This window comes from Geodermatophilus amargosae (assembly GCF_900116515.1).
Classification (GTDB): domain Bacteria; phylum Actinomycetota; class Actinomycetes; order Mycobacteriales; family Geodermatophilaceae; genus Geodermatophilus; species Geodermatophilus amargosae.
Map to the genome: position 1 here is coordinate 104,616 of NZ_FPBA01000011.1, position 24,841 is coordinate 129,456.

Annotated in this window: 25 protein-coding genes and 2 pseudogenes; 15 read left to right on the top strand and 12 right to left on the bottom strand. The window is 72.6% G+C overall.

All coding sequences use genetic code 11. From position 1 onward, the window contains the following. Positions 1-128: 128 nt before the first annotated feature. Positions 129-1,328 carry an amino acid deaminase/aldolase gene (locus BM414_RS15535; protein WP_175551614.1) on the top strand — a complete coding sequence of 400 codons (1,200 nt, stop codon included), beginning with the start codon at positions 129-131 and terminating at the stop codon, positions 1,326-1,328. A gap of 41 nt (positions 1,329-1,369) precedes the next feature. On the opposite strand, the gene BM414_RS15540 is transcribed toward BM414_RS15535, so the two are convergent. The 7 genes from BM414_RS15540 to BM414_RS15565 form a co-directional block, all read right to left on the bottom strand. Next, positions 1,370-1,765: a hypothetical protein gene (locus BM414_RS15540; RefSeq protein ID WP_093580617.1), complete on the bottom strand. Its 396-nt coding sequence runs from the start codon at positions 1,763-1,765 to the stop codon at positions 1,370-1,372. A gap of 56 nt (positions 1,766-1,821) precedes the next feature. Beyond that, positions 1,822-2,235: a YybH family protein gene (locus tag BM414_RS15545; RefSeq protein WP_093580619.1), complete on the bottom strand. Its 414-nt coding sequence runs from the start codon at positions 2,233-2,235 to the stop codon at positions 1,822-1,824. Between the two features lie 151 nt (positions 2,236-2,386). After that, the gene (locus BM414_RS15550) at positions 2,387-4,006 is read right to left on the bottom strand and encodes an ABC-F family ATP-binding cassette domain-containing protein (RefSeq protein WP_093580621.1); all 1,620 of its coding nucleotides are present in this window, start codon (positions 4,004-4,006) and stop codon (positions 2,387-2,389) included. A gap of 42 nt (positions 4,007-4,048) precedes the next feature. Then, on the bottom strand, positions 4,049-4,255 hold the full coding sequence (locus BM414_RS15555) for a three-helix bundle dimerization domain-containing protein (RefSeq protein WP_093580623.1): 207 nt from the start codon (positions 4,253-4,255) through the stop codon (positions 4,049-4,051). A 115-nt stretch (positions 4,256-4,370) separates the two neighbouring features. Beyond that, positions 4,371-4,796: a DUF1801 domain-containing protein gene (locus tag BM414_RS15560; RefSeq protein WP_093580625.1), complete on the bottom strand. Its 426-nt coding sequence runs from the start codon at positions 4,794-4,796 to the stop codon at positions 4,371-4,373. A gap of 10 nt (positions 4,797-4,806) precedes the next feature. Beyond that, positions 4,807-4,932, bottom strand: a complete 126-nt coding sequence (locus tag BM414_RS31385) for a hypothetical protein (RefSeq protein WP_275582099.1) — start codon at positions 4,930-4,932, stop codon at positions 4,807-4,809. Between the two features lie 31 nt (positions 4,933-4,963). After that, positions 4,964-5,542 carry a class I SAM-dependent methyltransferase gene (locus BM414_RS15565; protein WP_093580627.1) on the bottom strand — a complete coding sequence of 193 codons (579 nt, stop codon included), beginning with the start codon at positions 5,540-5,542 and terminating at the stop codon, positions 4,964-4,966. Positions 5,543-5,613: 71 nt separating this feature from the next. On the opposite strand from BM414_RS15565, the gene BM414_RS15570 reads away from it, so the two are divergent. The 4 genes from BM414_RS15570 (at position 5,614) to BM414_RS15585 (ending at position 9,129) form a co-directional block, all read left to right on the top strand. Further along, a complete protein-coding gene (locus BM414_RS15570) occupies positions 5,614-6,144 on the top strand; it encodes a GNAT family N-acetyltransferase (RefSeq protein WP_093580629.1) in 531 nt (176 codons plus the stop codon). Positions 6,145-6,176: 32 nt separating this feature from the next. Next, complete coding sequence (locus BM414_RS15575; protein ID WP_175551615.1) at positions 6,177-6,815, top strand: transcriptional regulator; 639 nt, start codon at positions 6,177-6,179, stop codon at positions 6,813-6,815. Between the two features lie 29 nt (positions 6,816-6,844). Beyond that, complete coding sequence (locus BM414_RS15580; protein ID WP_093580631.1) at positions 6,845-7,912, top strand: winged helix DNA-binding domain-containing protein; 1,068 nt, start codon at positions 6,845-6,847, stop codon at positions 7,910-7,912. Between the two features lie 245 nt (positions 7,913-8,157). Continuing rightward, entirely contained in the window at positions 8,158-9,129 is a 972-nt protein-coding gene (locus BM414_RS15585) for an aldo/keto reductase (RefSeq protein ID WP_093580633.1), read from the top strand. Between the two features lie 42 nt (positions 9,130-9,171). On the opposite strand, the gene BM414_RS15590 is transcribed toward BM414_RS15585, so the two are convergent. Further along, positions 9,172-9,618, bottom strand: coding sequence for a nitroreductase family deazaflavin-dependent oxidoreductase (locus tag BM414_RS15590; RefSeq protein ID WP_093580635.1), 447 nt, complete (start codon positions 9,616-9,618; stop codon positions 9,172-9,174). 147 nt (positions 9,619-9,765) lie between these two features. Here BM414_RS15590 and BM414_RS15595 point away from each other — a divergent pair, with 147 nt between their 5' ends. Further along, positions 9,766-10,266 carry a dihydrofolate reductase family protein gene (locus BM414_RS15595; protein ID WP_217644741.1) on the top strand — a complete coding sequence of 167 codons (501 nt, stop codon included), beginning with the start codon at positions 9,766-9,768 and terminating at the stop codon, positions 10,264-10,266. 9 nt (positions 10,267-10,275) lie between these two features. On the opposite strand, the gene BM414_RS15600 is transcribed toward BM414_RS15595, so the two are convergent. After that, complete coding sequence (locus tag BM414_RS15600; RefSeq protein ID WP_093580637.1) at positions 10,276-11,499, bottom strand: glutathionylspermidine synthase family protein; 1,224 nt, start codon at positions 11,497-11,499, stop codon at positions 10,276-10,278. Between the two features lie 2 nt (positions 11,500-11,501). Then, positions 11,502-11,879 (bottom strand): hypothetical protein, encoded by a 378-nt coding sequence (locus BM414_RS15605; protein ID WP_093580639.1) that lies wholly within the window; start codon positions 11,877-11,879, stop codon positions 11,502-11,504. A 129-nt stretch (positions 11,880-12,008) separates the two neighbouring features. On the opposite strand from BM414_RS15605, the gene BM414_RS15610 reads away from it, so the two are divergent. The 9 genes and pseudogenes from BM414_RS15610 to BM414_RS15650 all read left to right on the top strand — a co-directional run bounded on the left by BM414_RS15610 (position 12,009) and on the right by BM414_RS15650 (position 23,180). Then, positions 12,009-12,854 carry a formate/nitrite transporter family protein gene (locus tag BM414_RS15610; RefSeq protein ID WP_093580641.1) on the top strand — a complete coding sequence of 282 codons (846 nt, stop codon included), beginning with the start codon at positions 12,009-12,011 and terminating at the stop codon, positions 12,852-12,854. 26 nt (positions 12,855-12,880) lie between these two features. Further along, complete coding sequence (locus tag BM414_RS15615; RefSeq protein WP_093580643.1) at positions 12,881-14,497, top strand: helicase HerA-like domain-containing protein; 1,617 nt, start codon at positions 12,881-12,883, stop codon at positions 14,495-14,497. Between the two features lie 87 nt (positions 14,498-14,584). Beyond that, entirely contained in the window at positions 14,585-15,193 is a 609-nt protein-coding gene (locus tag BM414_RS15620; protein WP_093580645.1) for a neutral zinc metallopeptidase, read from the top strand. Between the two features lie 116 nt (positions 15,194-15,309). Further along, entirely contained in the window at positions 15,310-16,215 is a 906-nt protein-coding gene (locus BM414_RS15625) for a tyrosine-type recombinase/integrase (protein WP_245784759.1), read from the top strand. 290 nt (positions 16,216-16,505) lie between these two features. Further along, a pseudogene (locus BM414_RS15630) lies at positions 16,506-17,585 on the top strand (IS630 family transposase). A 440-nt stretch (positions 17,586-18,025) separates the two neighbouring features. Then, a complete protein-coding gene (locus BM414_RS15635) occupies positions 18,026-19,396 on the top strand; it encodes a purine-cytosine permease family protein (protein WP_093580651.1) in 1,371 nt (456 codons plus the stop codon). A gap of 30 nt (positions 19,397-19,426) precedes the next feature. After that, positions 19,427-20,983, top strand: a complete 1,557-nt coding sequence (locus tag BM414_RS15640; RefSeq protein WP_093580653.1) for a hydantoinase/oxoprolinase family protein — start codon at positions 19,427-19,429, stop codon at positions 20,981-20,983. Continuing rightward, positions 20,980-22,056 (top strand): S-methyl thiohydantoin desulfurase family protein, encoded by a 1,077-nt coding sequence (locus BM414_RS15645; protein ID WP_093580655.1) that lies wholly within the window; start codon positions 20,980-20,982, stop codon positions 22,054-22,056. The genes BM414_RS15640 and BM414_RS15645 overlap by 4 nt, the downstream gene beginning before the upstream one ends. Further along, a complete protein-coding gene (locus BM414_RS15650; RefSeq protein ID WP_093580657.1) occupies positions 22,056-23,180 on the top strand; it encodes an S-methyl thiohydantoin desulfurase family protein in 1,125 nt (374 codons plus the stop codon). The genes BM414_RS15645 and BM414_RS15650 overlap by 1 nt, the downstream gene beginning before the upstream one ends. 50 nt (positions 23,181-23,230) lie before the next feature. Here BM414_RS15650 and BM414_RS15655 read toward each other — a convergent pair. Together BM414_RS15655 and BM414_RS28440 are read right to left on the bottom strand one after the other, a co-directional pair. Beyond that, positions 23,231-23,904: pseudogene (locus BM414_RS15655) on the bottom strand (IS5 family transposase). Positions 23,905-24,104: 200 nt separating this feature from the next. After that, positions 24,105-24,665, bottom strand: coding sequence for a hypothetical protein (locus tag BM414_RS28440; protein WP_139245880.1), 561 nt, complete (start codon positions 24,663-24,665; stop codon positions 24,105-24,107). Between the last annotated feature and the right edge of the window lie 176 nt (positions 24,666-24,841).

Genomic DNA, 24,841 nt, shown 5'->3' on the forward strand with positions numbered 1-24,841 from the left:
GTCCCCGTCACGGTGCCCCTCCCGTCGGCCCTCCTCCGGCGTCCGCGGCAGTGTGTCGGCTCGTGGGGAGGGCGTCGAGGCCCGCGGCGCTTGCCTCCCCGCGCCGCCGACCGGGAGGCTCCGGGACCGTGACCTCGGCACGCGCCCGGCTCGACGCCGCGACGGCGGACCTCGACCCGCCGCTGGCCGTCCTCGACCTCGACGCCCTCGACGCCAACGCCGCCGACCTGACCCGGCGGGCCGGCGGGCGGCCGATCCGGGTGGCGAGCAAGTCGGTGCGCAGCCGCGCGGTGCTGCGCCGGGTGCTGGCCCGGCCGGGCTTCGCCGGCGTGCTCGCCTACACACTGGCCGAGGCGCTGTGGCTGGCCGGCGGGGACGACCCGGTGTGCGAGGACGTCGTCGTCGGCTACCCGAGCGTGGACCGGACGGCGCTGCGCCGGCTGCTGGCCGACCCGGCGCTCGCCGCCCGCGTGACGCTGATGGTCGACTCCCCCGACCACCTCGACGCCGTCGACGCGGTGGCCCGCCCGGGGACCCGCCGGCCGGTGCGCGTCTGCCTCGACCTCGACGCCTCGCTGCGCGCCGCCGGTGGCCGGGTGCACGTGGGGGTGCGCCGCTCCCCCGTGCACGACCCGGCCGGCGCGGCCGCGCTGGCCCGGGCGGTGTGCGACCGGCGCGGCTTCACCCTGGTCGGGCTGATGGCGTACGAGGCGCAGGTCGCCGGGGTGCCCGACGCGCCGCCCGGGCGCCCGCTGCGCGGCCTCGCGGTGCGCGGCGTGCAGGCGCTGTCGGTGCGCGAGCTGGCCGCACGGCGCGCGGCGGCGGTGGCTGCGGTGTCGGCGGTCGCGCCGCTGGAGTTCGTCAACGGCGGCGGCACCGGCAGCCTCGAGCGGACCGCCGCCGACGCCGCCGTGACCGAGCTGGCCGCCGGCTCGGGCCTCTACCAGCCGACGCTGTTCGACGGGTACCGCGCCTTCCGTGGCCGGCCTGCCCTGCTCTTCGCGCTCCCGGTGACCCGCCGCCCGGCGCCCCGGACGGTGACCGTGGCCGGCGGCGGGTGGATCGCGTCGGGCCCGCCCGGTGCCGACCGGCTGCCCCGCCCGGTGCACCCGCCCCGGCTGCGGCTGCTCGGCACCGAGGGCGCCGGGGAGGTGCAGACGCCGCTGCGCGGGCCGGACGCCGACGGGCTGCGGGTGGGCGACCGCGTGTGGTTCCGCCACGCGAAGGCCGGCGAGGTGTGCGAGCACGTCGACGTCCTGCACACCCTCGACGGCGACGCGCTTCCCGGCGCCGTCCCCACCTACCGCGGCGAGGGCCGGGCCTTCTGACCGGCAGTAACGGCCATTCCTGCCGTCCCGGCCCGGCCGGCTCAGTCGGCGTCGTTGGCGAGGAGGGCGCGTGCCTCGGCGGCCTCGTCGTCGTCGAAGCCCATGTGGCCTGCCTCGCTGCGGCGGGCGACCTGCGCGTCGATCCAGCGCCGGTGCGCCTCCCACGCCGACTGCCGGGTGGCACCGAGCGCGCGGCCGATCTGCGCCCACGACGCCCCCGCCGTCCGCGCGGTGCGCACGGTCAGCTGCCGCCCCTGGGCCGCACGCCGGGCGATCACCTCGCCGAGCGCCAGCAGTTCCAGCGCCTCGTCACGGGCGAGCGGACGCAGCCCCTGCGGGTCGTCGGGGTCCGCCAGGGAGTCCCGCGCGCGCAGCTCCTCGTAGCGCCGGACCGCGCTGCCGAGGGTGTGCTGCCGTTCGAGGTCGTCGACGTCCATGACCCAGCGTCCGTCAGGCTGCCCTGACAGTCAAGGCAGCCTGACGGACGCTCGCGTCAGGCCCCGGCAGTCGCCGGCGCCTGGGCCTCGGGTGCCGTCGCGCCGGAAGCCGGAGCGGCGTAGGGGTGGTCGATCACGTAGAGCCATCCCCCGTCCGGCTGCCGCTGCACCACCTCTGACGTGATCCCCGACAACCGCACGTCCCCGGCGGTGTAGCTCCACTCGCTGCTCATCAGGGCCAGGTCCCCCACCTCGACGACGTGGCGGGTGGTGACCGTCATCCGGCCCCTCAGGGCGAACAGCGGGGTCATCGCCTCACGGATCGCCTCGGCCCCGACGACGGTCGCGCCGTCGGGGCCGACCAGGCAGGCGTCCGCGGTGTAGAGGGCGACGAAGCCCTCGACGTCCCCGTCGTCGACCGTGCGCTCGACGGCCGGGTGGATGTCCTGCAGCGCGAGTCCGGATGCCATGACCTCGCCTCTCGGAGCGAAGGGGGAACGAGGCCGGACCGTATGCCCGGACGGCCACCGAGGGGTCCGCGCGCGTCCTCCCGGCCGGCCGGCCCCGCATGTCGGCACCCACGGCGACCACCGCCGACGGTGGGTGCCTCCCGTCCGCGGGTCAGCGGACCCGGACCACCCGCGTCTCGTCGAACACCGGCTCGGCGGACTCGTACACCCGCCCGTCGGCGCCGAAGACGAGGAACCGGTCGAAGGACCGGGCGAACCAGCGGTCGTGGGTGACGGCGAGGACGGTGCCGTCGAAGGCGGCCAGGGCCTCCTCCAGCGCCTCGGCGGACAGGACGTCGAGGTTGTCGGTGGGCTCGTCGAGCAGCAGCAGCGTGGACCCGGAGAGCTCGAGCATCAGCACCTGCAGCCGCGCCTGCTGCCCGCCCGACATGGTGCGGAACTGCTGGTCGGCGGCATCGGTGAGCCCGTAGCGGCGCAGCGCGGCCATCGCCCTGCCCCGGTCGACCCCCGGCCGGCCGGGCTCGCCGTGCCACAGCAGGTCCACCGGCGTCCGGTCCAGCCACTCCGGGTGGGCGTGGGTCTGCGCGAACATGCCCGGGACCACCCGCGCCCCGAGCCGCCAGGACCCGGTGTGCGTGACGTCGGCGCCGGCGAGCAGCCGCAGGAAGTGCGACTTGCCCGCGCCGTTGGCGCCGAGGACGCCGACCCGGTCGCCGTACCAGACCTCCAGGTCGAACGGCTGCATGAGCCCGGAGAGCTCCAGCTGCTCGGCCATGACCGCCCGCACGCCGGTGCGCCCGCCGCGCAGCCGCATCGTCACCTTCTGCTCCGGCGGGCGGTCCGGCGGCGGCCCGGCGGCCTCGAACTTCGCCAGCCGGGTCTGCGCCGCCGAGTACCGGCTGGCCATGTCCGGGGAGTTCGCCGCCTGCTGCTGCAGCGTCCGCACCAGGTCCACCAGCCGCTGGTGCTCCTCCTCCCAGCGCCGGCGCACCTCGGCCATCCGCTCGTGCCGGGCGGCCCGCGCACCGGGGTAGCCGGCCCACCCGCCGCCGTGCACCCAGGCCGTCCGGCCCTCGACGGTGACCACGCGGTCGGCGACGGTCGCGAGCAGCTCGCGGTCGTGGCTGACGAACAGCACCGTCTTGCGGGTCTCGAGCAGCCGCTGCTCGAGCCACCGCTTGCCGGGGACGTCGAGGTAGTTGTCCGGCTCGTCGAGCAGCAGCACCTGCTCGGGCCCGCGCAGCAGCGCCTCCAGCGCCAGCCGCTTCTGCTCACCGCCCGACAGCGTGGACAGCTCACGGTACTTGCACCGGTCGTAGGGGACACCGAGCGCGGCCACGGTGACCGTGTCCCAGGTGACCTCGGCGTCGTAGCCGCCGACGTCGCCCCACTGCGCGAGCGCGCCGGCGTAGGCCAGCTGCGCGGGCTCGTCGTCGGTCTCCATGAGGGTGAGCTCGGCGGCCTCGAGGGCGTCCCAGGCGGCGCGCACCGCCGGGGCGGAGAGGTCGACGAGGAAGCGCTGGACCGTGGTGTCGTCGCGCACCGAGCCGATGAACTGCCGCATGACGCCCAGCCCGCCGTAGCGGGCGACGGTGCCGGCCTCGGGCACGAGGTCACCGGCGACGATCCGCAGCAGCGTCGTCTTCCCGGCGCCGTTCTCGCCGACCAGCGCCGCCCGGGCGCCGTCGCCGACCCGGAACGAGACGTCGTCCAGCAGCACCCGGCCGTCCGGCAGCGTGTGCCGGACCCCGCTCACGTCGACGAAGCCCACCCGGTCATCGTCCGGGACGCGGCAACCGGATTCGGCGCGGGGTCAGCCGACGGACTGCAGGCGGGTGCGGGCCAGCCGCTCGACCATCTCCGGCAGCGCGGTCACCGGGACGCCGCTGAGGTCCTGCCGGCACGAGCGCACCACGCTGCCCACGACCTGGGGTCGCAGCCGGGTGCCGAACTCGTCCACGAGACGGGTGACGGCCTGCTCGACGGCGGGGTCGGCGGTGTGCTGCTCGGTGAGCGTCATGGGCGCGCGGGACTCCTCGTGCGGTCCGGTGCCAGGGGGGATGGCGTCCACGGTGGCGGTCCCGAGCCCGGTGATCCAGGGACCTTGGTCCCCGGCGCAGGGCGGCCCCGGCGTGTCAGGAGGCGAAGTACGCGTTGCCACCCGACGAGGTGACCGCCGCGGCGTCGCGCACCAGCGCCGCGAGCTCGCCGGCGTCGACGCGGTCGAGCGAGGGGAAGCGGACGCAGCTCTTGCCGCAGGAGACCCTGCCCAGTCGCTCCGCGCGGGCCTCGGGCAGGTACTCCCCGTCGACGACGGCGCAGACGTGGAGCGACAGGTGCCGCTTCTGCGCGGCGAGGGCGATCAGCGGCCAGCGGGTGGTCTCCTTCGCCGACCGCGGCCGGTAGGGCATCAGCCCGTAGCCGAGCATCTGCCCGGCGCCGGCCGGGACGAGCTCGCGGTCCAGTCCCGGCGCGGCGTCGCGCACCAGCGCGTCGACCCGCCGCAGCTCGGCCTCGCGCGGCCCGGCCGCGGCGAACCACTCCTCGATCGGGTCGGACACGGCCGCCTCCTCAGTCCAGGACGAGGGAGAGCACCGTGGCGCCCGCCGCGAGCACCATGGCCAGCACGATCACCGCGGCCACCAGCCGGCGCCGCCGCTCGGCACCGGGGCCACCGGCCCCGCCCATCCCCATCACGGCGCAGACGCTAGCGCGCGGGGGTGACGGATCAGGCCGGTCGGCGTCCCCAGAGCAGGGTGTCCAGCGCGGTGCCGGCAGGCGTCCCGCGCGGCACGGTCTCGAGCCGGTCGACGTCGAGCAGCCCGGCCACCGGGGCCAGCCGGTGCGGGCTGTGCAGGATCGCCGGGTCCTGCGGGCCGCCCACGCCGTGCGCGAGGTTGTCGACGTCGTGGCCGAGCAGCAGGAGCCGCCCGCCCGGCCGCAGCCAGTCCACCGCGCGGCGGAGCACGTCGGTCATCGCCGGGTCCGGCAGGTGCAGGTAGGCGACCAGCACGAGGTCCAGCGAGTCCGGCGGCGCGGACCACCCGGTGACGTCGGCGGTCACCCAGGTGACCCGGCCGGCGTCCGGCTGCGCCCGCCCGCGCGCCAGGCCGGTGGCCGAGAAGTCGACGGCCGTGGTCCGCCAGCCGAGCCTGGCCAGCCACAGCGCGTGCCGGCCCTCCCCCGCGGCCAGGTCGACCGCGTCGCCCGGCGGCAGGTCCCCCACGAGCGAGGCGACCAGCGGGTTGGGCTCCCCCGACCACTGCTGCCGCTCGGCGTACCGCGCGTCCCAGTCCCCGGCCTGCACGGGCGGAGTCTGCCAGCGCCGGGACCGTCCCCGCGGGTGCGTGCCGTCGGGGCCGGGGTCAGGCTTGGCCGGTGTCCGCCGTCCGGCTCGTCCCCTTCCAGCCCGAGCACCTGCCCGCCGTCACGCCGTGGTTCGACGACGACGAGACGCGGCGCCGGCTCGGCGGGCGCGAGTGGCCGGTCCGCGAGCTGGCGCTGCGCAGCACCCGGTGGACCGACGAGTTCCGCGGACGGCAGGTCCTGCGCACCCACTCCTTCGTGGCGCTCGGCGACGACGGCCGACCGGTCGCCCAGATCGGCGGCGACGTCTACGACCGGTGGACGGCGTGGGACCCGGTCGCCGAGCGCGTCCTGTCCACCGACCCCCGCCGCACCATGGGCTCGGCCTACGTCGTCGACCCGGCGTGCCGGCGACGCGGGTACGGCAGCGCGGCCCTGCGTGCGCTGCTGGCCGCGCCCGAGACCGCCGACGTCGAGCAGTTCGTCCTGGGCATCGAGCCGGACAACACGGCGAGCCTGCGCATGGCCGCCGCGGTGGGCTTCACCCCGCTCACCACCGAGCCCGACGCGGAGGACATGGTCTACCTGCACCTGCTGCGCTGACCGGAGCGGGTCCCGTACCCCAGGATGGCCCGGTGCCCGCACACGTCTCCGTGCCCGACGACCTCGTGCTGCACGGGCCCCGCGTCCTCGGGTTCGCCTCGCCCGGCCGGATCGCCGACCGCTTCGGCCTCGACCGCGACGAGGTCGAGGACCGGCTGCTGGAGTTCGCCGCGCGCGGGTGGGTGGTCCACACCCGCTTCGCCGACAGCGGCAGGTGGTCGCTGACCGAGGCCGGCCGGGTCGAGGACGAGCGGCGGATGGCCGCGGAGCTGGAGCTGACCGGGGCGCGCGAGCACGTCGTGGAGGCCCACACCCGCTTCCTGCCGCTGAACAAGCGCTTCGGCAAGGTGTGCACCGACTGGCAGCTGCGGCCCACGCGCACCGAGCCGCTGGCGGCCAACGACCACACCGACTGGCGGTGGGACGAGCGCGTCCTGCGGGCGCTGGCCACCCTCGGCCGCGACCTCGCCGCGGTGACCGACCCGCCGGCCCGGTGCCTGCAGCGCCTCGACGGCTACTCCGACCGCTACCTGGCCGCGCTCGCGCGGGTCGACCACGGCGACCGGCGCTGGGTGGACTCCCCCGAGGTCGACTCCTGCCACAGGGTGTGGATCCAGCTGCACGAGGACCTGCTGGCCACGCTCGGGATCGCCCGCGGCGCCGAGGGCTGAACGCCGGCGCGGGGTGGCACCCTCGCGCCATGACGACGGTGACGCCCCGGGAGGTCGCGCTGCTGCGCCTGGTCGCCCAGCGGGTGGCCGGCCCGCCGTTCCCCGACGCCGCGACGGCGGTGCGCGGGCTGCTCGCCGTCCAGGGGCAGGACTGGCCGGGCGCGGTCACGTCGGTGGCGCTGCGCACCGCCGACCGCTCGCGGGCCGGGGTGGAGGCGGCGCTCGAGGCGGGCGCCGTCGTCCGGTCGTGGCCTATGCGCGGCACGCTGCACCTGACCCCCGCCGAGGACCTGCCCTGGATGCTCGACCTGCTCGGCGCCCGGACGCTGGCCGGGGCGGCGAAGCGGCGGGCCGTCGTCGGGCTGACCGAGGACGACCTCGAGCGGTCCCGCGGGGTTGCCGTCGCGGCGCTCTCCGGCGGGCGGCGGCTGGGCCGCAGGGAGCTGCTGGCGGTCCTCGCCGACAGCGGCTGCGCCGTCGCGGGCCAGCAGGGCTACCACACGCTCTGGTATCTCTCCCAGACCTCGACGCTGGTGCTCGGCCCGCTCCAGGGCGGCGACCAGGCGTTCGTGCTGCTCGACGAGTGGGTGCCCGCGCCGCGGCGGCTGGACCGCGAGGAAGCGCTGGCCGAGCTGGCGCTGCGCTACTTCACCGGGCACGGGCCGGCCACGGTCGCGGACCTGGTGCGCTGGGCCGGCACCACCGTCCGCGACGCCCGGGCGGGCCTGGCGGCCGTGCGCGACCGGCTCGCCGCGGTCGACGTCGACGGCACCGAGATGCTCCTGGACCCGGCCGCCCCCGAGCGGCTGGCCGCCTGCCGCGCTGACGCCGAGGGCCTGCACCTGCTGCCCGGCTTCGACGAGGTCGTCCTCGGCTACGCCGACCGCACCTGCACGGTGCCGCCCGAGCACGCCGACCGCATCGTCCCCGGCGGCAACGGGGTCTTCCGGCCGACCGTCGTCACCGGCGGGCGGGCGGTCGGGACCTGGCGGTGGACCGGGACCGGTGCCCGCCGGCGGGTGGAGGTCGAGCCCTTCACCGCGTTCCCCGACGGCGTCGCCGAGCGCGTGCCGGACCTGGCCGCCGGCCTGCCCTGAGCCCTGGCTCACCGGCCGCCCGCCCCGCAGCCGCACTGCGGGTGTTCCTCGCGCGTCGACGGCGCTGCACGGCCCGTGGTCCACCAGGAACGCCGGCGATCTCTCAACCTCGGGGAGCCGGCCCCTTCCGCGGTGTCGTCGGTGCTCCTGCGGCGGTGCAGGACCCTGGGAGCACGAGGAACACCGCAGGAGCCCGCGTCGGCGGCACGGTGGCCGGGCGCGCGACGCGGACGCAGGGTGGGGGCATGGAGTACGTGCGCCTGGGCGCCACCGGCCTGGAGGTCTCGCGGATCTGCCTGGGGATGATGAGCTTCGGCGAGCCCGGGCGCGGGATGACGCCGTGGAGCCTGCCCGAGGACGAGGCGCTGCCGCTGATCCGCGCGGCGCTGGAGGCCGGCGTCACCTTCCTCGACACCGCCAACGTCTACTCGGCCGGCGGCAGCGAGGAGATCACCGGCAGGGCCGTCCGGGAGTTCACCACCCGCGACGACGTCGTCCTGGCCACCAAGGTGCACGGCCGGATGCGCCCGGGCCCCAACGGCGGCGGGCTGTCCCGGGTGGCGATCCTGCGCGAGCTCGACGCCAGCCTGCGGCGGCTGCAGGTCGACCACGTCGACCTGTACCAGATCCACCGCTGGGACCCGGACACGCCGATCGAGGAGACCCTCGAGGCGCTGGACTCGTGCGTGCGCAGCGGCAAGGTGCGCCACCTCGGTGCGAGCAGCATGTGGGCCTGGCAGTTCTCCAAGGCGCTGCACCTGGCCGGCGAGCGCGGCTGGCACCGCTTCGTGTCGATGCAGGACCACTACAACCTGCTCAACCGCGAGGAGGAGCGCGAGATGCTGCCGTTGTGCGCCGACCAGGGCATCGGCGTCATCCCGTGGAGCCCGTTGGCCCGCGGCCGGCTCACCCGCGACTGGGACGAGACGACGAACCGGTCGGAGAACGACGCCTTCGGCAGCCGCCTCTACGACGAGGGCAGCGACCGCGCGATCGTCGAGCGGGTCGCCGAGGTGGCCCGGGAGCGCGGCGTGCCGCGGGCGCAGGTGGCACTGGCCTGGCTGCTGGCCAAGCCGGTGGTCACCGCACCGATCGTCGGCGTCACCGAGGCGGCCCACCTCGCCGACGCCGTCGCGGCGGTCGACCTGCGCCTCACCGACGAGGAGGTCGCCCGCCTCGAGGAGCCGTACCGGCCGCACGCCGTCGCCGGGTTCTGAGCCGCCGGCCCCACCCGGCGGCCGGCCGCCGGGTGGCCCGGGTCAGTCCTTCCGCTCGACCAGGAAGACGGGGATGACCCGGTCGGTCTTCTGCTGGTACTCGGCGTAGGGCGGGTAGGCGGCCACCGCGCGCTCCCACCACTCGGCCCTCTCCTCGCCGGTGATCTCGCGGGCGACGCCGTCCCACGGCTCCGGGCCGTCCTGCACGCTCACCTGGTCCGGGTACTTCCGCAGGTTGGCCACCCAGGCCGGGTCCTTCGGCGCCCCGCCCTGGGAGCCGACCATCGCGTAGACGCCGTCCTTCTCGACGCGCATGAGCGGCTGCTTGCGCACCTTGCCGGTGGTGGCGCCGCGCGTGGTGAAGACGACGACGGGCAGGCCGGTGTCGAGCAGCGTGTTCGCCTCGCGGCCGCCGGTGGCCTCGTAGCGCTCGACCTGGTCGCGGACCCACTGCTGCGGACTGGGCTCGTACTCCCCCTCGACTGGCATGACCCGACCGTAGTTCCGCCCCCGGACGCCCGCCGACCGACGAGTCCCGGACCGCCGTGGAGTCGGTCCAGGGACACCTGACGACAGGAGGACCGGCGTGGCCTGGCTGGTGATCACCCAGAACAGCCCCTGGACGGCGTCGTCGAGGTGCTCGGCGACTGGTTCCTCCCGCAGCCGGAGGGCGACGTCACCGACCAGCTCGAGGTCCTGCGCGGGCACATGGCCGCGCAGACGGTGTTCCTCGTCGGCCGTCGGACCTTCGAGGACATGCGGTCGTCCTGGCCGCAGCAGACCGAGGACACGACCGGCGTCACCGCCCACCTCGACGCGGTGGAGAAGGCCGTCGTCTCGCGCACGCTCACCGACCCGGCGTGGGCGAACACCACCGTGCTGTCCGGCGACCCGGTCGAGGAGGTGCGCCGGCTGCTGGACGGACGCGACGGCGAGGTCGGCGTCACCGGCAGCATCCGGCTGTGCCACGCGCTGATCGGTGCCGGCCTGGTCGACGAGTACCGGCTGTTCGTCCACCCGCGCGTGCTCGGCCGCGGGCGCCGGCTGTTCCCCGAGGGCACCGACGTCCGGCTGACCGCCACCGGCAGCCGCACGTTCCGCTCCGGCGTCACGCTGCTCACCTACCGGCCCGGGTGAGCCGGGCGCTCAGCGGGCGTCGACGGTGTGCGGGACGAAGAAGCTCAGGTTGTCGGTGATGAGCCCGTCGCTCTCCCGGATGCCGAGGCCCGCCGGCTCGCCGTCGACCACCCAGGCGCCGAGCACCGGGTGGTGCGGCCCGTCGACGCCGGCGAAGTCCGGCAGCGGCGCGAACTCCTGGACGACGAAGCCCTCGGTGCCGTAGCGGCCGGGCAGGGCGGTGACCACCTGCCCGTCGCGGACGATCTGCACGTTGGCCCCCTCGCGGCCCCACAGCGGCTTGCGCACGTAGTCCCGCCACGTCGAGGGCATCTCGTCGGCGAAGTAGGCCGGCAGCAGCAGGTCGCCGAGCACCGGGTCGCTGCCGAACAGCTGCCACAGCACCGGCAGCAGCGCCTTGGTGCTCCACAGCATCTTGTAGACCGGCTCGATCCACGTCGTCCCGCCCGGGCGCGCGGCGTCGGCGAGGACGGCGGCGCCGAACTCGTCGTCGACCAGCCACTCCCAGGGGTAGAGCTTGAAGACGACGTCGACGTGGCGGCCCGACGGGTCGTAGAAGCGGCCGTCTCCGGAGTCCAGCGCGATGTCCTCGACCAGGACCTCGACCGCCTCGTACCCGGCCTGGACGACGGTGTCCATCAGGTAGGCGATCGTCATGCGGTCCTCGCCGGAGGTCTCCGCGTTGGTCCAGGCCAGGTGCACGCGCGGCCGCAGCCCGGTCCGCCGCTCCCACCGGGTGAGGTTGCGCTGCCAGGCGGCCACGAGCTTCTCGTGCAGCGCGTTCCACTGGTCGCGGCCCTGCCCGGTGAACAGGTGCCAGTTCCACTGGGTGACCGCCGCCTCGACCAGCCCGGTCGGGGTGTCGGCGTTGAACTCCAGCAGCTTGGGCGGGCCCTCGCCGTCGTAGCGCAGGTCGAAGCGGCCGTAGACGCTCGGCGGCTCGCCCTCCCAGGTGGCGCGGATGCCGGAGCGGGCGATGAGCGGGATGCCCATCCGGTCGAACAGGTCGTTCTCGACGACGTGGTCGCCGGCGGCCACGCACATCTCGAACAGCTGGGCGACCGCGCCCTCGACCCGCTCGACCTCCGCGGAGGTGAAGTCGTAGTACGGGCCCTCGCGCCAGTAGCTGCGGACCTCGCCGCCCGGCGTCGTCGTCCGGTTGTAGACCAGCCCCTGCGCCTCGACCTCGGCCTCCCAGCCGGGCCGGACGACGCCGCCCTCGACGCGCCGCACCCCTAGGAGCCCGAGCCGCCGGTGCCCGAGCCGATGCCGCCGGTCACCCGCTGGCCGGCCGACACCTTGCCGGTGCCGGGCAGGCCGTAGCGCTGGCGGGCGGCGGTGTCGCGCGGGTCGACCCGGGTGCCGCCGCGGGGCAGCACGCTGCCCACGGGCAGGCCGGGACGGAAGGCGCCGAGGTAGAGGAAGAACAGGCCCCCGCCGCCGCGGTAGTCGTCGTCGCAGTAGTCGTCGTCGACGACCTCGCCGTCCTCGTTGGTGCAGTAGGCGACCTGCTCCTGCTCGTCCTCGGAGCCGCAGCCGGCGAGGAAGCCGGTGGCGGCGGTCGCCAGGACCGTGGTGGTCAGGGCGCTGCGCACCCGGTTCGAGAACGCCATGGGCTCCTCCCCGCTCGGTCGTCGACCGCCGACCCTAGGGCCAGGCCCGTACCGAGCGCGTCCCCGGTCGGCGCGGACGGTCCCGTGCCGCTAACGTCCCGGGACGACGCCGCAGCCCCGGGAGGCGCGATGACCGCCAAGGAACCCGCCGAGATCGCCAAGGTCGCGGCCGCGACCGGCGCCAAGAAGGTGCACCGCACCTGGGACCGGGTGCTGGTGAGCGCCTTCCTCGCCGGTGCCTACATCTCCTTCGGCGCGCTGGTCGCCGTCACGGTGTCCTCCGGCCTGGACACCGACACCTGGGGCACGCTGCCGACGCTGTTCATGGGCGCGGCCTTCACCCTCGGACTGGTGCTCGTGCTCATCGCCGGCTCCGACCTGGCCACCGGCAACATGATGCTGGTCCCCCTCGGCGCGATGAACGGCAAGCTCAGCGTGGGCGACGTCGTCCGGAACCTCACGCTGGTGCTCCTCGGCAACCTGGTGGGCGCGCTGTTCGTCGCCTACTTCCTGGCCGTCTCCACCGGCGTCATCGGCGACCCGGACAGCACCGGCAGCGCCCAGCTCACCTTCACTCGGCTGGCCGAGATCGCCGACGGCAAGGTGCACCACACCGTGTGGGAGACGTTCCTGCGCGGCGTCGGGTGCAACTGGCTGGTGTGCCTGGCCGTGTGGATGTCGCTGGCCTCCAGCAGCGTCGCCGGCAAGATCCTCGCCGTCTTCTTCCCCGTCATGGCCTTCGTCGCGATGGGCTTCGACCACGTCGTCGCCAACATGTTCTTCCTGCCGGCCGCCCTGTTCGCCGGGGTCGACGGCCTCGGGTGGGACGACACGCTGGTCAACTGGCTGGTGGCGGGCGCGGGCAACCTCGTCGGCGCGGTCGTCTTCGTCGGGACGTCCTACTGGTACCTGTTCCTGCGCGACGCCCCCGACGCCGTCCCCAGCACCGGCGCGGAGCCGGCCGAGCGCGCCTGAGTCGCGCCGTCGCTACGGTCGCTCGCGTGAGCGAGCCCAGCACCCCATCGACGGACGACGAGACCGCGGCAGCGGCGGCCCGCATCGCGGCCGGCTACGCCGTCGAGGGTCCCGCTCTCGACCTCGGCGCCGTGTCCGTGGGCGGCCGGACGCACCCGGACGCGCAGGTGCGGCTCCCGCTGTCGGTGCTCAACCGGCACGGCCTCATCGCCGGGGCGACCGGCACCGGCAAGACGCGCACCCTGCAGCTCATGGCCGAGCAGCTCTCGGCCGCGGGCGTCCCGGTGGTGCTCGCCGACCTCAAGGGCGACCTGGCGGGGCTGGCCCGCCCCGGGGAGGCCACCGAGCGCGTCACCCGCCGGTCGGCCGACACCGCCGACCCGTGGCAGCCCACCGGCTTCCCCGTCGAGTACCTCGCGCTCGGCGGCCTGGGCACCGGCGTCCCCGTGCGGGCCACGGTCAGCGACTTCGGCCCCACCCTCCTGGCCAAGGTGCTCGGCCTCAACGCCACCCAGGAGAGCTCGCTGGGCCTGGTCTTCCACCACGCCGACGAGGCCGGCCTGCCGCTGCTCGACCTCGCCGACCTGCGCGCGCTGCTCACCTGGCTGACGAGCAAGGAGGGCAAGGAGGAGCTCGCCGGCCTCGGCGGGCTGTCCAAGGCGACGGCGGGGGTCGTCCTGCGCGAGCTCGTGGCGCTGGAGGACCTCGGCGGCGACGTCTTCTTCGGCGAGCCCGCGTTCGACCCCGCCGACCTGATCCGCACCGCGCCGGACGGCCGCGGCGTCATCAGCGCCGTCGAGCTGCCCGCCGTCGCCGACCGGCCGGCGCTGTTCTCCACCTTCCTGGTGTGGCTGCTCGCCGAGCTGTTCGAGGAGCTGCCCGAGGTCGGCGACCTGGACGCCCCGAAGGTGGTCTTCTTCCTCGACGAGGCGCACCTGCTCTTCACCGGCGCCAGCAAGGCCTTCCTGACCGCGGTCACCCAGACCGTGCGGCTCATCCGGTCGAAGGGCGTCGGCGTCTTCTTCGTCACCCAGCAGCCGACCGACGTCCCCTCCGACGTGCTCGGCCAGCTCGGCAACCGGGTGCAGCACGCGCTGCGCACCTTCACCCCCGAGGACGCCGACGCGCTGAAGAAGACCGTGCGGACCTTCCCGCGCAGCGACGTCTACGACGTCGCGGAGCTGCTGACGACCCTGGGCACCGGTGAGGCCGCGGTGACCGTGCTGTCCGAGCGCGGCGCGCCGACGCCGCTCGCGTGGACGGTGCTTCGGGCGCCGCGGGCGTCGATGGGCACCGTCGAGCCCGCCGCGATGGCCGCCGCGGTGGCCGCCTCCCCGCTGCAGCCCCGCTACGGCACCGCCGTCGACCGGGAGTCGGCGCGGGAGGTGCTCGCCGCCCGGCTCGCGCCGCCTCCCGCGCCGTCGCCGAGCCGGGAGCCCGAGCGGGAGCCCGAGCGGGAGCCCGAGCGGGAGCCTCTGCGGGAGGCCCAGCGGCGTACCCGGGCGGAGGCGCCCGAGGAGGAGCGCGGTGTGCTCGGGGACCTCATGGCCTCCTCCGCCTTCCGCTCCTTCGCCCGGTCGGCGGCCAGCACGCTCGGCCGCGAGCTGACCCGCGGCCTGTTCGGGACCCGCCGGCGCCGCTGACGCCTGCCCGTCCCGCGTCCCGGGTCGCGGAGCCCCGGGACCGATGGCACGGTCGAGCGGCACGCGAGACGGGGAGGGCACAGGGCGATGCGGTACAGGGAGGGCGGCGACCTCGACACGTCGCACGTCCAGGACCGGCGCGGCAGAGGCGGCGGGTTCGGTGGCGGCGGGTTCGGTGGCGGCGGCCTCGGTGGCGGCCGGGGGGTCGCCGTCGGTGGTGGCGGGCTCGGCCTGGTCGGGCTGATCGTCATCGTCCTGGTGCAGGTGCTCGGGGGCGGCAGCGGCAGCGGCGGCGGTGCCGGGCTCGGGGCACTGGCCGGGCTCGGCGAGGGCGAGACGGCGAACACCAGCACCCTCGCGCAGTCCTGCGACGACAGCGGCGACGCCAACGACTCCGTCGAGTGCGCCGTCGTCGCCGACATCGACTCGATCCAGGACTACTGGTCGCAGACGCTCGACGGGTACGTCCCCACCCAGACCGTGTTCTTCTCCGGCCAGGTGCAGACGCAGTGCGGCGGGGCGACGAGCGGCTCGGGGCCGTTCTACTGCCCGGCCGACCAGCTCGTGTACATCGACCTGACCTTCTTCGACACCCTGCGCAGCCAGTTCGGCGCCGAGGGCGGCGCGTTCCCGAACGCCTACGTGCTCGCCCACGAGTACGGCCACCACGTGCAGAACCTGCTGGGCACCAACTAGCAGGTGAGCCTTAGAGGCCGACCGCTACGCCAACAAGCTCCTGACCAGCAAATTCACCCATACGATGGCGTTGATAGGACTGTCCGGGGCGTGCTACACCTGCTAGGTTGTCAACCGTGCCCACCCCGAGCAGCTCCCCACTGCGCCGCGACTACCACATCTCGCTCCAAGCGGACGGCAAATCCAAGAACACCATCCGCGCCTACCTGCTGGCGGTTGACACCCTGGACGAGTGGTGCCGCCAGCAAGGCCCCTCGTTCAAGCTGGACACCCTGACACCCCGCGATCTACGTACATATGTTGTGTCGCTGAGCGAGAGGGAGCTGAGGCCCACCACCGTGGCGTCCTACTTCCAGGGGTTGCAATCGTTCTACAAGTGGCTGCTGGCTGAGGGTGAGATCGACAAGGACCCGATGAAGGCCCTCAATGCGCCACGTGTGCCCGAGGTGCCTGTCCCTGTCCTCACCGATGACCAGGTGCGTGACCTGCTATCCGGGTGCTCGGGTCGGACGTTCGCTGACCGGCGTGACACCGCCATCATCCGGTTGTTCCTGGACACGGGATGCCGACGCAGTGAGCTGGCCAACCTGAAGCTCGACGACCTGGACATGGAGACGAAGGTCATCAGAGTAGTTGGCAAAGGCAACCGTCTCAGGCTGATCCCCTTCGGCTACAAGACAGCACAGGCACTGGGCCGCTACCGCCGGGTGCGGGACGAGGACAGGTACGCCGCCATGCCCCACCTCTGGCTCGGTGCTGGTAGGCGTGGGCCGCTGTCTGCTGATGGTGTGCGGCAGATGTTGCAGCAGCGCGGGAGACAGGCCGGCATCCCCAACCTGCACGCTCACCTGTTCCGTCACACCGCAGCGCACAGGTGGCAGGCCAACGATGGTGGTGAGACCAACCTGATGCGGCTGATGGGCTGGCGATCCAGTGACATGCTGCGTCGCTATGCCGCCAGTACTGCTGATGCCCGAGCGCACGAGGCCCACAGGAAGCTGAGTCTCGGCGACCGCTTCTGAGCAGGTGGGTAGGGGGAGGGGTATCTGCGGCCGGGTCAGACCTGCGGGCACCACACCGCCAGCTCGTCAACCTCGTTAGGCAGCAACCTGACGTGGTAGCCGTTGTCTGCCCTGATTGGCGTGAGCCGCTTGTTCCGGATCGCCCGGTCGATGGTGGCGATGTGTACTCCGATCCTCGCGGCGGCCTCCCTTCTTGGTCACTGGTGCTCCCTCGCGGTGTTTCTGGAGGTCATGCCGGGCGCGGGTGGACCCTTTCTCATGGCTGTGCACGTGCGGACGGTGCAGCTTCCCTGGTGGATCGGCGGGAGCTGGAGCGGCGGGCCCGGGACAAGGGCGCGCCGGCCCGGGAGGTCGAACGGGCCCGGATCGTGCTGCTGGCGGCCGAGGGCGTGCCGGGCAAGCAAATCGCCGCGATGGTCGGCTGCGCCGAGCCACGGTGGTGACCTGGCGCGCCCGCTACGCCGATCGGGGGGCCGGCCGGCCTGGAGGACCTGTCGCGGCCGGGCAAGCCGGCGCAGCTGCCCGAGGAACTGCGGGATCGGGTGCTGCAGCTGACGCTGAGCGAGCTGCCGATCCAGTTCGGGGCGACCCACTGGTCCTCGCGGCTGCTTGCCACAGCGCTGGCCGGTGAGGGCACGCCGATCTCCCACACCACGGTGGGCCGGATCTGGCACCGCTTCGGCGTGCAACCGTGGCGGGTGGGCACGTTCACGTTCTCCACCGACCCCGAGCTGGAGGCTAAGGTCCGCGACGTCGTCGGGCTGTACCTGCATCCGCCGGAGAAAGCGGTGGTGCTTTGTGTGGATGAGAAGCCGCATCTCCAGGCACTCGAGCGGACCGCGCCGCCGCTTCCGGTGCACCCCGGTCATCCGGAGGCGGCCAGCTTCGACTACGTCCGGCACGGCACCACCACGCTGTTCGCCGCACTCGAGGTGGCCACCGGCAAGGTGACCGGGACATGCACCGAGCGGCACCGCCACCAGGAGTTCCTGGCCTTCCTGCACCAGGTCGCCGCCGCCTATCCGCGCCGGCAACTGCATGTCGTAGTCGACAACCTGTCCACTCACAAGCATCCGGCGGTGCGCGCCTGGCTCCAGCGCCATCCCCGGGTCCGGCTGCACTTCACCCTGACCTCGGGATCGTGGCTGAACCTGGTGGAGGCGTTCTTCTCGATCATCACCCGCCAGGCCCTGCGCCGCGGCAACTTCCCCACCATCGCCGACCTCATCGCCGCCATCGAGCGGTTCATCACCGCCTGAAACGACCGATGCACCTCGTTCACCTGGACCAAGGACCCCGACACCGTCATCGCCCAGGCCACCGACCCCCGACACCGCAAGACACAAACGACGTTAGTTACGCAGCACTAGACAAGACACATCCTTGCTGGTCAGGAGCACTTTTCAGTTGATCAACACCCGGTCATGGCGCCTTCGCGTGAAAGCCTCGGGTTGATGGAACGGCCAGCTGGATGGACGACGGCGAGGATGGGCTCCGGCGATGCGGGCATGGACGGCGCCGAACTCGGCGCTTGCTGCGCTGAGATTCCCCGGCAGCGGTGACCTGGGTGCCGTCGAGGTGGAACCGGTCTCGGCTGAGGGTTTGGCCGGTGGTCGGAGCCCGCCTGCTCCCAGAATGCAAATTTCGCACACGTCCCTAAGATGACCCGCGTGACTCCCCTGGGAGTTCGCTGGCTACGCCTTCGGCTGACCGAGCAGCGGGACCGAGGGCGTGCTGTTGACACGCGTCGCCGACGCACTCCGGTGGCTGCTGTGCGCGCCGCCTCTGCTGTCCGTATCCGGAGGTCCTGATGGCTCGTGCTTCTGTCGGCGTGGAGGACCACGCGCTGACCCGTGTCCCGCTCGAGGAGCGCTACTCGTGGTGGCAGGTCGCCGTGCAGCGGTTCGGGCAAATCTCGGCCCTGAGCCAGTTCCTGCTCGGTTCGACGCTCGGTTTCGGCATGCGGTTCTGGGACGCCGTGCTGGCGCTGCTCCTTGGCGCGGTGATCCTTGAGGTCGTCGCGATCTTCGTGGGGATCGCCGGTATGCGCGAGGGACTGCAGACATCGGTGCTGGCGCGTTGGACCGGCTTCGGTCACGGCGGCTCGGCCCTGATCGGCCTGGCGATCGGGATTAGCCTCATCGGCTGGTTCGGAGTCCAGTCCGCCGTGTCGGCCCAGGGGCTGGAACAGCTGCTCGGCGTGTTTCCGGTGTGGGTCTGGTCGCTGATCTTCGGACTCGCCGTCACCTTGGTCGTCCTGTACGGCTTCCACTCCATGCAGTGGGTCGCCAACATCACCGTCCCGGCGTTCGTGGTGCTCGTCGGGTGGTCGATCATCAGCGAGCTGACCGACCACGACATCGGCACGTTGGTCGACTCCGCCCCGGCCGGCCCGCCGCTGTCTCTGCTGGAGGGCACGACCCTGGTCGCGGGTGGGTTCATCGTGGGCGCCGTCATCACGCCCGACATGACCCGCTTCAACCGCAGCGCGGCCGACGTCGTGAAGCAGACCGTGATCGGGATCACTCTCGGTGAGTTGGTCATCGGGCTGTCCGGGGTGCTACTGGCCCACGCGATCCGCTCAGGCGACATCATCCAGATCGTCACCTCGTCAGTCGGGTGGGTCGGCGTCCTGGTTATCATCCTGGGCACGATCAAGATCAATGACTGGAACCTGTACAGCTCCGGGCTCGGCATCGTGAACTTCGTCGGCACGGTCTTCGGCCGCCACGTCAACCGGGGGCTCGTCACGCTCGTCGTCGGCGTGCTGGGCAGCGTCCTCGCGGCTGCCGGGATCCTCGAGCGGTTCGTGGACTTCCTCATCGTTCTCGGGGTCGCCTTCCCGCCCATCGCCGGGATCATGGTCGCCGAGTACTTCATCGTGAAGCGTTGGCGGGCCGACCTGGAGTCCACCCGCGGCACCGGAGGGCCCCCGACGACGGCGCCCACCTGGGTGCCGGCCACCCTCGTCATCTGGCTGGCCGCCGGGCTCATCGGCAGGTTCTGGGAGTGGGGACTGCCGAGCGTCAACTCGCTCGTCATCGCCTTCGTTGCCTACGTGGTGGCCGGTCGTCTGGGCCTCGTCCGGGGCGTTGGCGTCACCCGCGAGAAGGACGCCGAGGAGGCCCTGATGGACGAGGCCGAGGAGACACCGCGTTCCGCTCCGCCCACCGGGCATTGATCCGCCCGTCTCGATCGACAGGAGTGCGACGTGCGCATCGGAATCGACGTCGGCGGGACGAACACGGACGCCGTCCTCCTCGACGGCACCACGGTCCTGGCGGCGACGAAGTCGCCCACGAGCGAGGACGTGACCGCGGGAATCGTCCACGCCCTGGACAGCCTGCAGGCGCAACGCGCGTTCGACCCCGCCGCCGTGACCGCCGTGATGATCGGGACGACCCACTTCATCAACGCGCTCGTCGAGGCCCGTCGGCTGGCGCCGACAGCGGCCCTGCGGCTCGGCCTGCCCGCCACCGCGTCGCTGCCACCCATGGTCGACTGGCCGCCTCAGCTGGTCGAGGCGATCTCCGGGCGGGCCTACCTCGCCCACGGCGGTCACGAGTTCGACGGGCGTCCCATCTCCGACCTCGACGAGGGGGAGCTCCGGGCGCACGCGGCCGACATGGCCGCACACGGCACCCGGTCCGTGGCGATCGCGTCGGTGTTCTCGCCCGTGAACACGGAGTTCGAACTGCGGGCGGCCGAGATCCTGTCGGCCGAGCTCGGCCCGGACGTGGCAATCTCGCTGTCGCACGAGATCGGCCGTATCGGCCTCCTGGAGCGGGAGAACGCCACCGTCATCAACGCCGCGCTGCGCGAGCTGGCGACCCACATCGTCGACGGCCTCGCGGCGTCCGTGGCGGGGCACGGCATCTCCGCGCCACTCTATCTGAGCCAGAACGACGGCACGCTGATGGACGTCGACTTCGCCCGCCGCTATCCCGTGTCCACGTTCGCCTCCGGGCCGACCAACTCCATGCGCGGCGCCGCGTTGCTGTCCGGCCTCGAGACGTGTGCCGTGGTCGACGTCGGCGGCACAACGAGTGACGTCGGCGTGCTCACCCACGGCTTTCCGCGGGAGGCCACCACCGAGGTGAGCGTCGCCGGGATCCGGACCAACTTCCGGATGCCCGACGTGCTGAGCATCGGCATCGGCGGTGGCAGCCTGGTCCGGCAGGACGGCCGGGTGACCGTCGGTCCCCAGTCCGTCGGCTACCGGCTGACCGAGGAGGCTTTCGTCTTCGGCGGCTCGACCCTCACCGCGACGGACGTCGCCGTCGCCGCCGGTCGCGCGAGCATCGGGGACTCCTCCCTGGTGCAGGACCTGGACGCGAGCCTGGTGAACGAGGCGCTGGAGCGGATAGCCGGCAACGTGGCCGACACCGTCGAGCGGATGCGCACCTCCCCGGAGCCGCTGCCCGTCGTGGCCGTGGGCGGTGGCTCGGTCCTCCTCCCCGACGAGCTGCCGGGCGCCGGAGAGCTGCACCGCCCCGAGCACTTCGCGGTCGCCAACGCCATCGGCGCGGCGATCGCCCAGGTCGGCGGAGAGGTTGACCGCGTCTACGCCATCGAGCCGGGCCGGCGCGACGCGGTCGTGGACGAAGCCCGGCAGGAGGCGGTCGACCGCGCGATAGCCGCCGGCGCCGACCCCGCGGCCGTCCGGGTCGTCGACTTCGACGAGGTGCCGCTGCCCTACCTGCCGGGAAACGCGACGCGCATCAGATGCAAGGCGGTCGGCGACCTGCGGCTGGGAGCAGGAACATGACCAAGGTCGGCCTGGACGACGTGGCAGCGCTGGCCCGCGGCGCGGCCGTACTCGGCACCGGCGGAGGCGGCGACCCGTACATCGGGCGGCTGCTCGCCGAGCAGGCGCTGCGCGCTCACGGGCCTGTCGAGACGGTGACGCCCGACGAGCTGCCGGACGACGCATCCGTGCTACCGGTCGGCATGATGGGCGCCCCGACGGTGATGGTCGAGAAGATCCCCTCCGCCGAGCAGGTGGGCACGGCCGTGACGGCCCTCGCCCGCTATCTCGGCCGCACCGCCACCCACGTCGCCTGCATCGAGGCCGGCGGGGTCAACTCGACCATCCCGTTCGTCGCCGCCGCGCAGCTCGGGCTGCCGCTCGTCGACGGCGACGGGATGGGCCGGGCGTTCCCGGAGCTGCAGATGGTGCTGCCGACCCTGTCAGGGATCGCCGCGACCCCCATGTCGATCGTGGACGAGAAGGGCAACCGTGGCGTCCTCCACACCGTCGACAACCACTGGGCCGAGCGGCTGGCCCGGACGGCGACGATCGAGATGGGTTGCTCGGCGATCGTCTCCCTCTACGCAATGACCGGGGCGGAGGTCCGGCAGGGGTTCGCGGCCGGCACATTGGGCCTCTGCATCGCGCTCGGACGCGACATCGACCGGGCGCGCCGTGAGCACCGCGACCCGGTGACGGCGGTCGTGGACCGGCTTCGCGGGCAGGTGGTGCACACGGGCAAGGTCGTCGACATCGCGCGGCGCACGGCCACCGGCTTCGCACGCGGCGACGCCACGATCGAGGGCGTCGACGCCTCGGCCGGCACCCGGCTCGTGCTGCGCTTCCAGAACGAGCACCTGATCGCGGAGAGGGACGGGACGCCGATCGCCACCACGCCCGACCTGATCATCGTGCTCGACCGCGAGACCGGGGAACCGATCACGACCGAGTCGCTCCGGTACGGCCACCGGGTCAGTGTCATCACCGCCCCGTGTGACGAGCGCTGGCATTCCGAGGCCGGGATAGCGCTGGTCGGTCCGCGGTACTTCGGCTACGACCTCGACCCGGTGCGCGTCCCGAGGGAGGCCTAGTGGCCTGGACCCTCGGCTCTGAGCAGCTGCCGGATCTGGCTCGCGGGGCGGCGATCCTCGGCACCGGCGGCGGCGGCGATCCGCGGATCGGGCGGCTGCTCGTCGAGCAGGCGATCCGCGCGAACGCGCCCGTTACCGTGCTGGACCCCGACGAGGTGGACGATGACGCGTTCGTGATCCCCACCGCGATGATGGGTGCGCCGACCGTCATGGTGGAGAAGATCGCCCGCGGCACCGAGGCGCTCGCCGCGCTGCGGGCGCTGGAGAGCCACCTGGGCCGCCGTGCCGACGCGACTATGCCGGTCGAGTGCGGCGGCATGAACTCGATGATCCCGCTCGTCGTCGCCGCCCGCGCAGGGCTGCCCGTCGTCGACGCCGACGGCATGGGCCGAGCGTTCCCCGAGCTGCAGATGGAGACGTTCTTTGTGTACGGCGTCCCGGGGTCACCTATGTCCGTCGCCGGCGAGCGCGACGAGACCGTCGTCATCGACACCGGGGCGGACAGCCGGCGGATGGAGTGGCTGGCACGCGGGGTCACGATCCGGATGGGCGGGGCGAGCCACATCGCCGAGTACTCCATGAGCGGTGCCGACGTGAAGCGGACGGCAGTGCCGCGCACCCTCTCCTTGGGCCTGGCGCTGGGCCGAGCCGTCCGCGAGGCGCGGGAGGCCCACGCGGATCCCGTCGACGCCCTGCGGACCGCACTGGCCGCCACGATCTACACGCATCTGCGCGTGCTGTTCCGGGGCAAGGTCGTGGACGTCGAGCGAAGAACGGTGGAGGGTTTCGCCCGCGGCACGGTGCGGTTCACGAGCTTCGAGGGCGACTCGCGCCTGGAGATCACGTTCCAGAACGAGCACCTCGTCGCGGTCGTGGACGGGGAGGTGCGCTGCACCGTGCCCGACCTGATCTGTGTCCTCGAGGACGACACCGCCGAGCCGATCACAACGGAGGGGTTGCGCTACGGGCAACGGGTCACCGTGGTAGGCATCTCGACGCCGGACCTCATGCGCACGCCCGAAGCGCTCGCCGTCTTCGGACCCGCCTGCTTTGGGCTCGACGTGCCCTTCCGCCCGGTGGAGGAGCTGGTGGAGGAGAGTTCCGGAACAGTCCGCCTCCGTTGACCGACTTTGTCCCCGCACCTTGCGCGCTCTAACGATCATTAGAGCTCGTCTCACATCGTGAGCTTCTTGTAGCAGGTGAGCGTGGCGGCCAGGGTGAGGAATTGGGGAACAGCCGGGCGGAGCGCTCGTAGCGGATGGTCAGTCGGCGGTAGCCGGTGAGCCAGGCGAAGGAGCGTTCGACGACCCAGCGGTGCCTGCCCAGCCGCGTGCTGGACTCGACACCGCGGCGGGCGATGCGCGGAGTGATGCGCGGAGTGATGCGGCGAGCCCGCAGCCAGGCCCGCAGGTGCGGATAGTCATAGCCCTTGTCCGCGTGCAGCCTGGCCGGACGCCGTCGACGCGGACCGCAGCGCGGGCGGATCGCGGGGTGGCCTGCCCCAGCGCAATCAGCGCGAGGCTGTCGTGGGTGTTGGCCGCGCTGACTGCCACGGCCAGTGGTAGGCCGCCCACGTCGGTGAGCACGTGCAACTTGACGCCGGGTTTGCCGCGGTCGACCGGGTTCGGGCTGGTCAGCGGGCCCCCGTATTCGCCCGCACGCTGGCTGAATCCACCACCGCGCGAGACCAGTCGATGGCCGCCTGCTCGCCCAGGCGGTCGACTACCGCCCGGTGCAGCCGGTGGTCAGCACGTAGACGACCGCGGTGGACACCGCCCGGTCATCGACGTACCGGGTGCCGCCGCCCTGCGGTCGCTTGCGCTGCGCCGTGATCAACGGCTCGACGATGTTTCACAACCCGTCGGGCACCACCTCCTGGCCCAGTCGTTGTGCCACTACCGGACAACACCTCGCAGGTCACCGGCCATCCACGTGAGACAAGCTCTAATGAGCATAGTATTCACATATAAACCGCTCGGATCGGCCGACCCGGGCTGAGCCTAATGAATTCCGACTGGAACGCTGGGCTCGCTCCGTCGGCCTAGAGCTCACGGCGTCGCAGCTTGCTGCAGCTGATTTAGCATCTCAATCTGCTCTAGCACCTTTAGGCGGGTTGTCCCTCGCAAAGTCAACTGCTTGAAGACCCATGCCATGTCTGGATTGGCGACTCTGAGCGCGCCATCATGAGCCATGCCTTGGTTTACGCCTGTTGGTAGCCACTGCAGGTTCACCGGAGAATTGATTACTCGCAGCATGTTCTCGGGACTCAACTTCAAGAAGCCCGGCAGCTGTATCAACTCCACTAGCGGGATAATATGGTCTGGCGAGACCTTGGATAAGCCTCGGCCATTTAGGCCTAGGGGCCGATGGTCCGCGCGGGCTGGATTGGGATCGTTAGCTGATGGCCGCGGTTGTCCTTGCAGATGCTCTTGGCTGTATCGGAGTTCCGTGGTCGGAGACCTTCCACGTAAAGTCCTGTACAACATATCTAGCTCGACGGGCAAGTCATAGAACCCGCTGCTGTTCGGACCTGGAGAGACAAAATTGCGATCGAGATTGCCGGTGGACTCAAGATCGTTGATAAGCTTCTTCAGGTTATCGACCTTCACTTGAGTTGGTATGTACTGGTAATCACCCGAATACTCGCTGCGTAAGGCCTCGAGGGCAGCCTTAAGCAGGGAGTTGCACTCAACAATCCTGGCATTGTGGGTGTCCCTCTGAGCATTCAGGTTACGCGATACGGAATTGTAGGCATCAACCGCTGCGGGGCTGTACCTATCCAGTC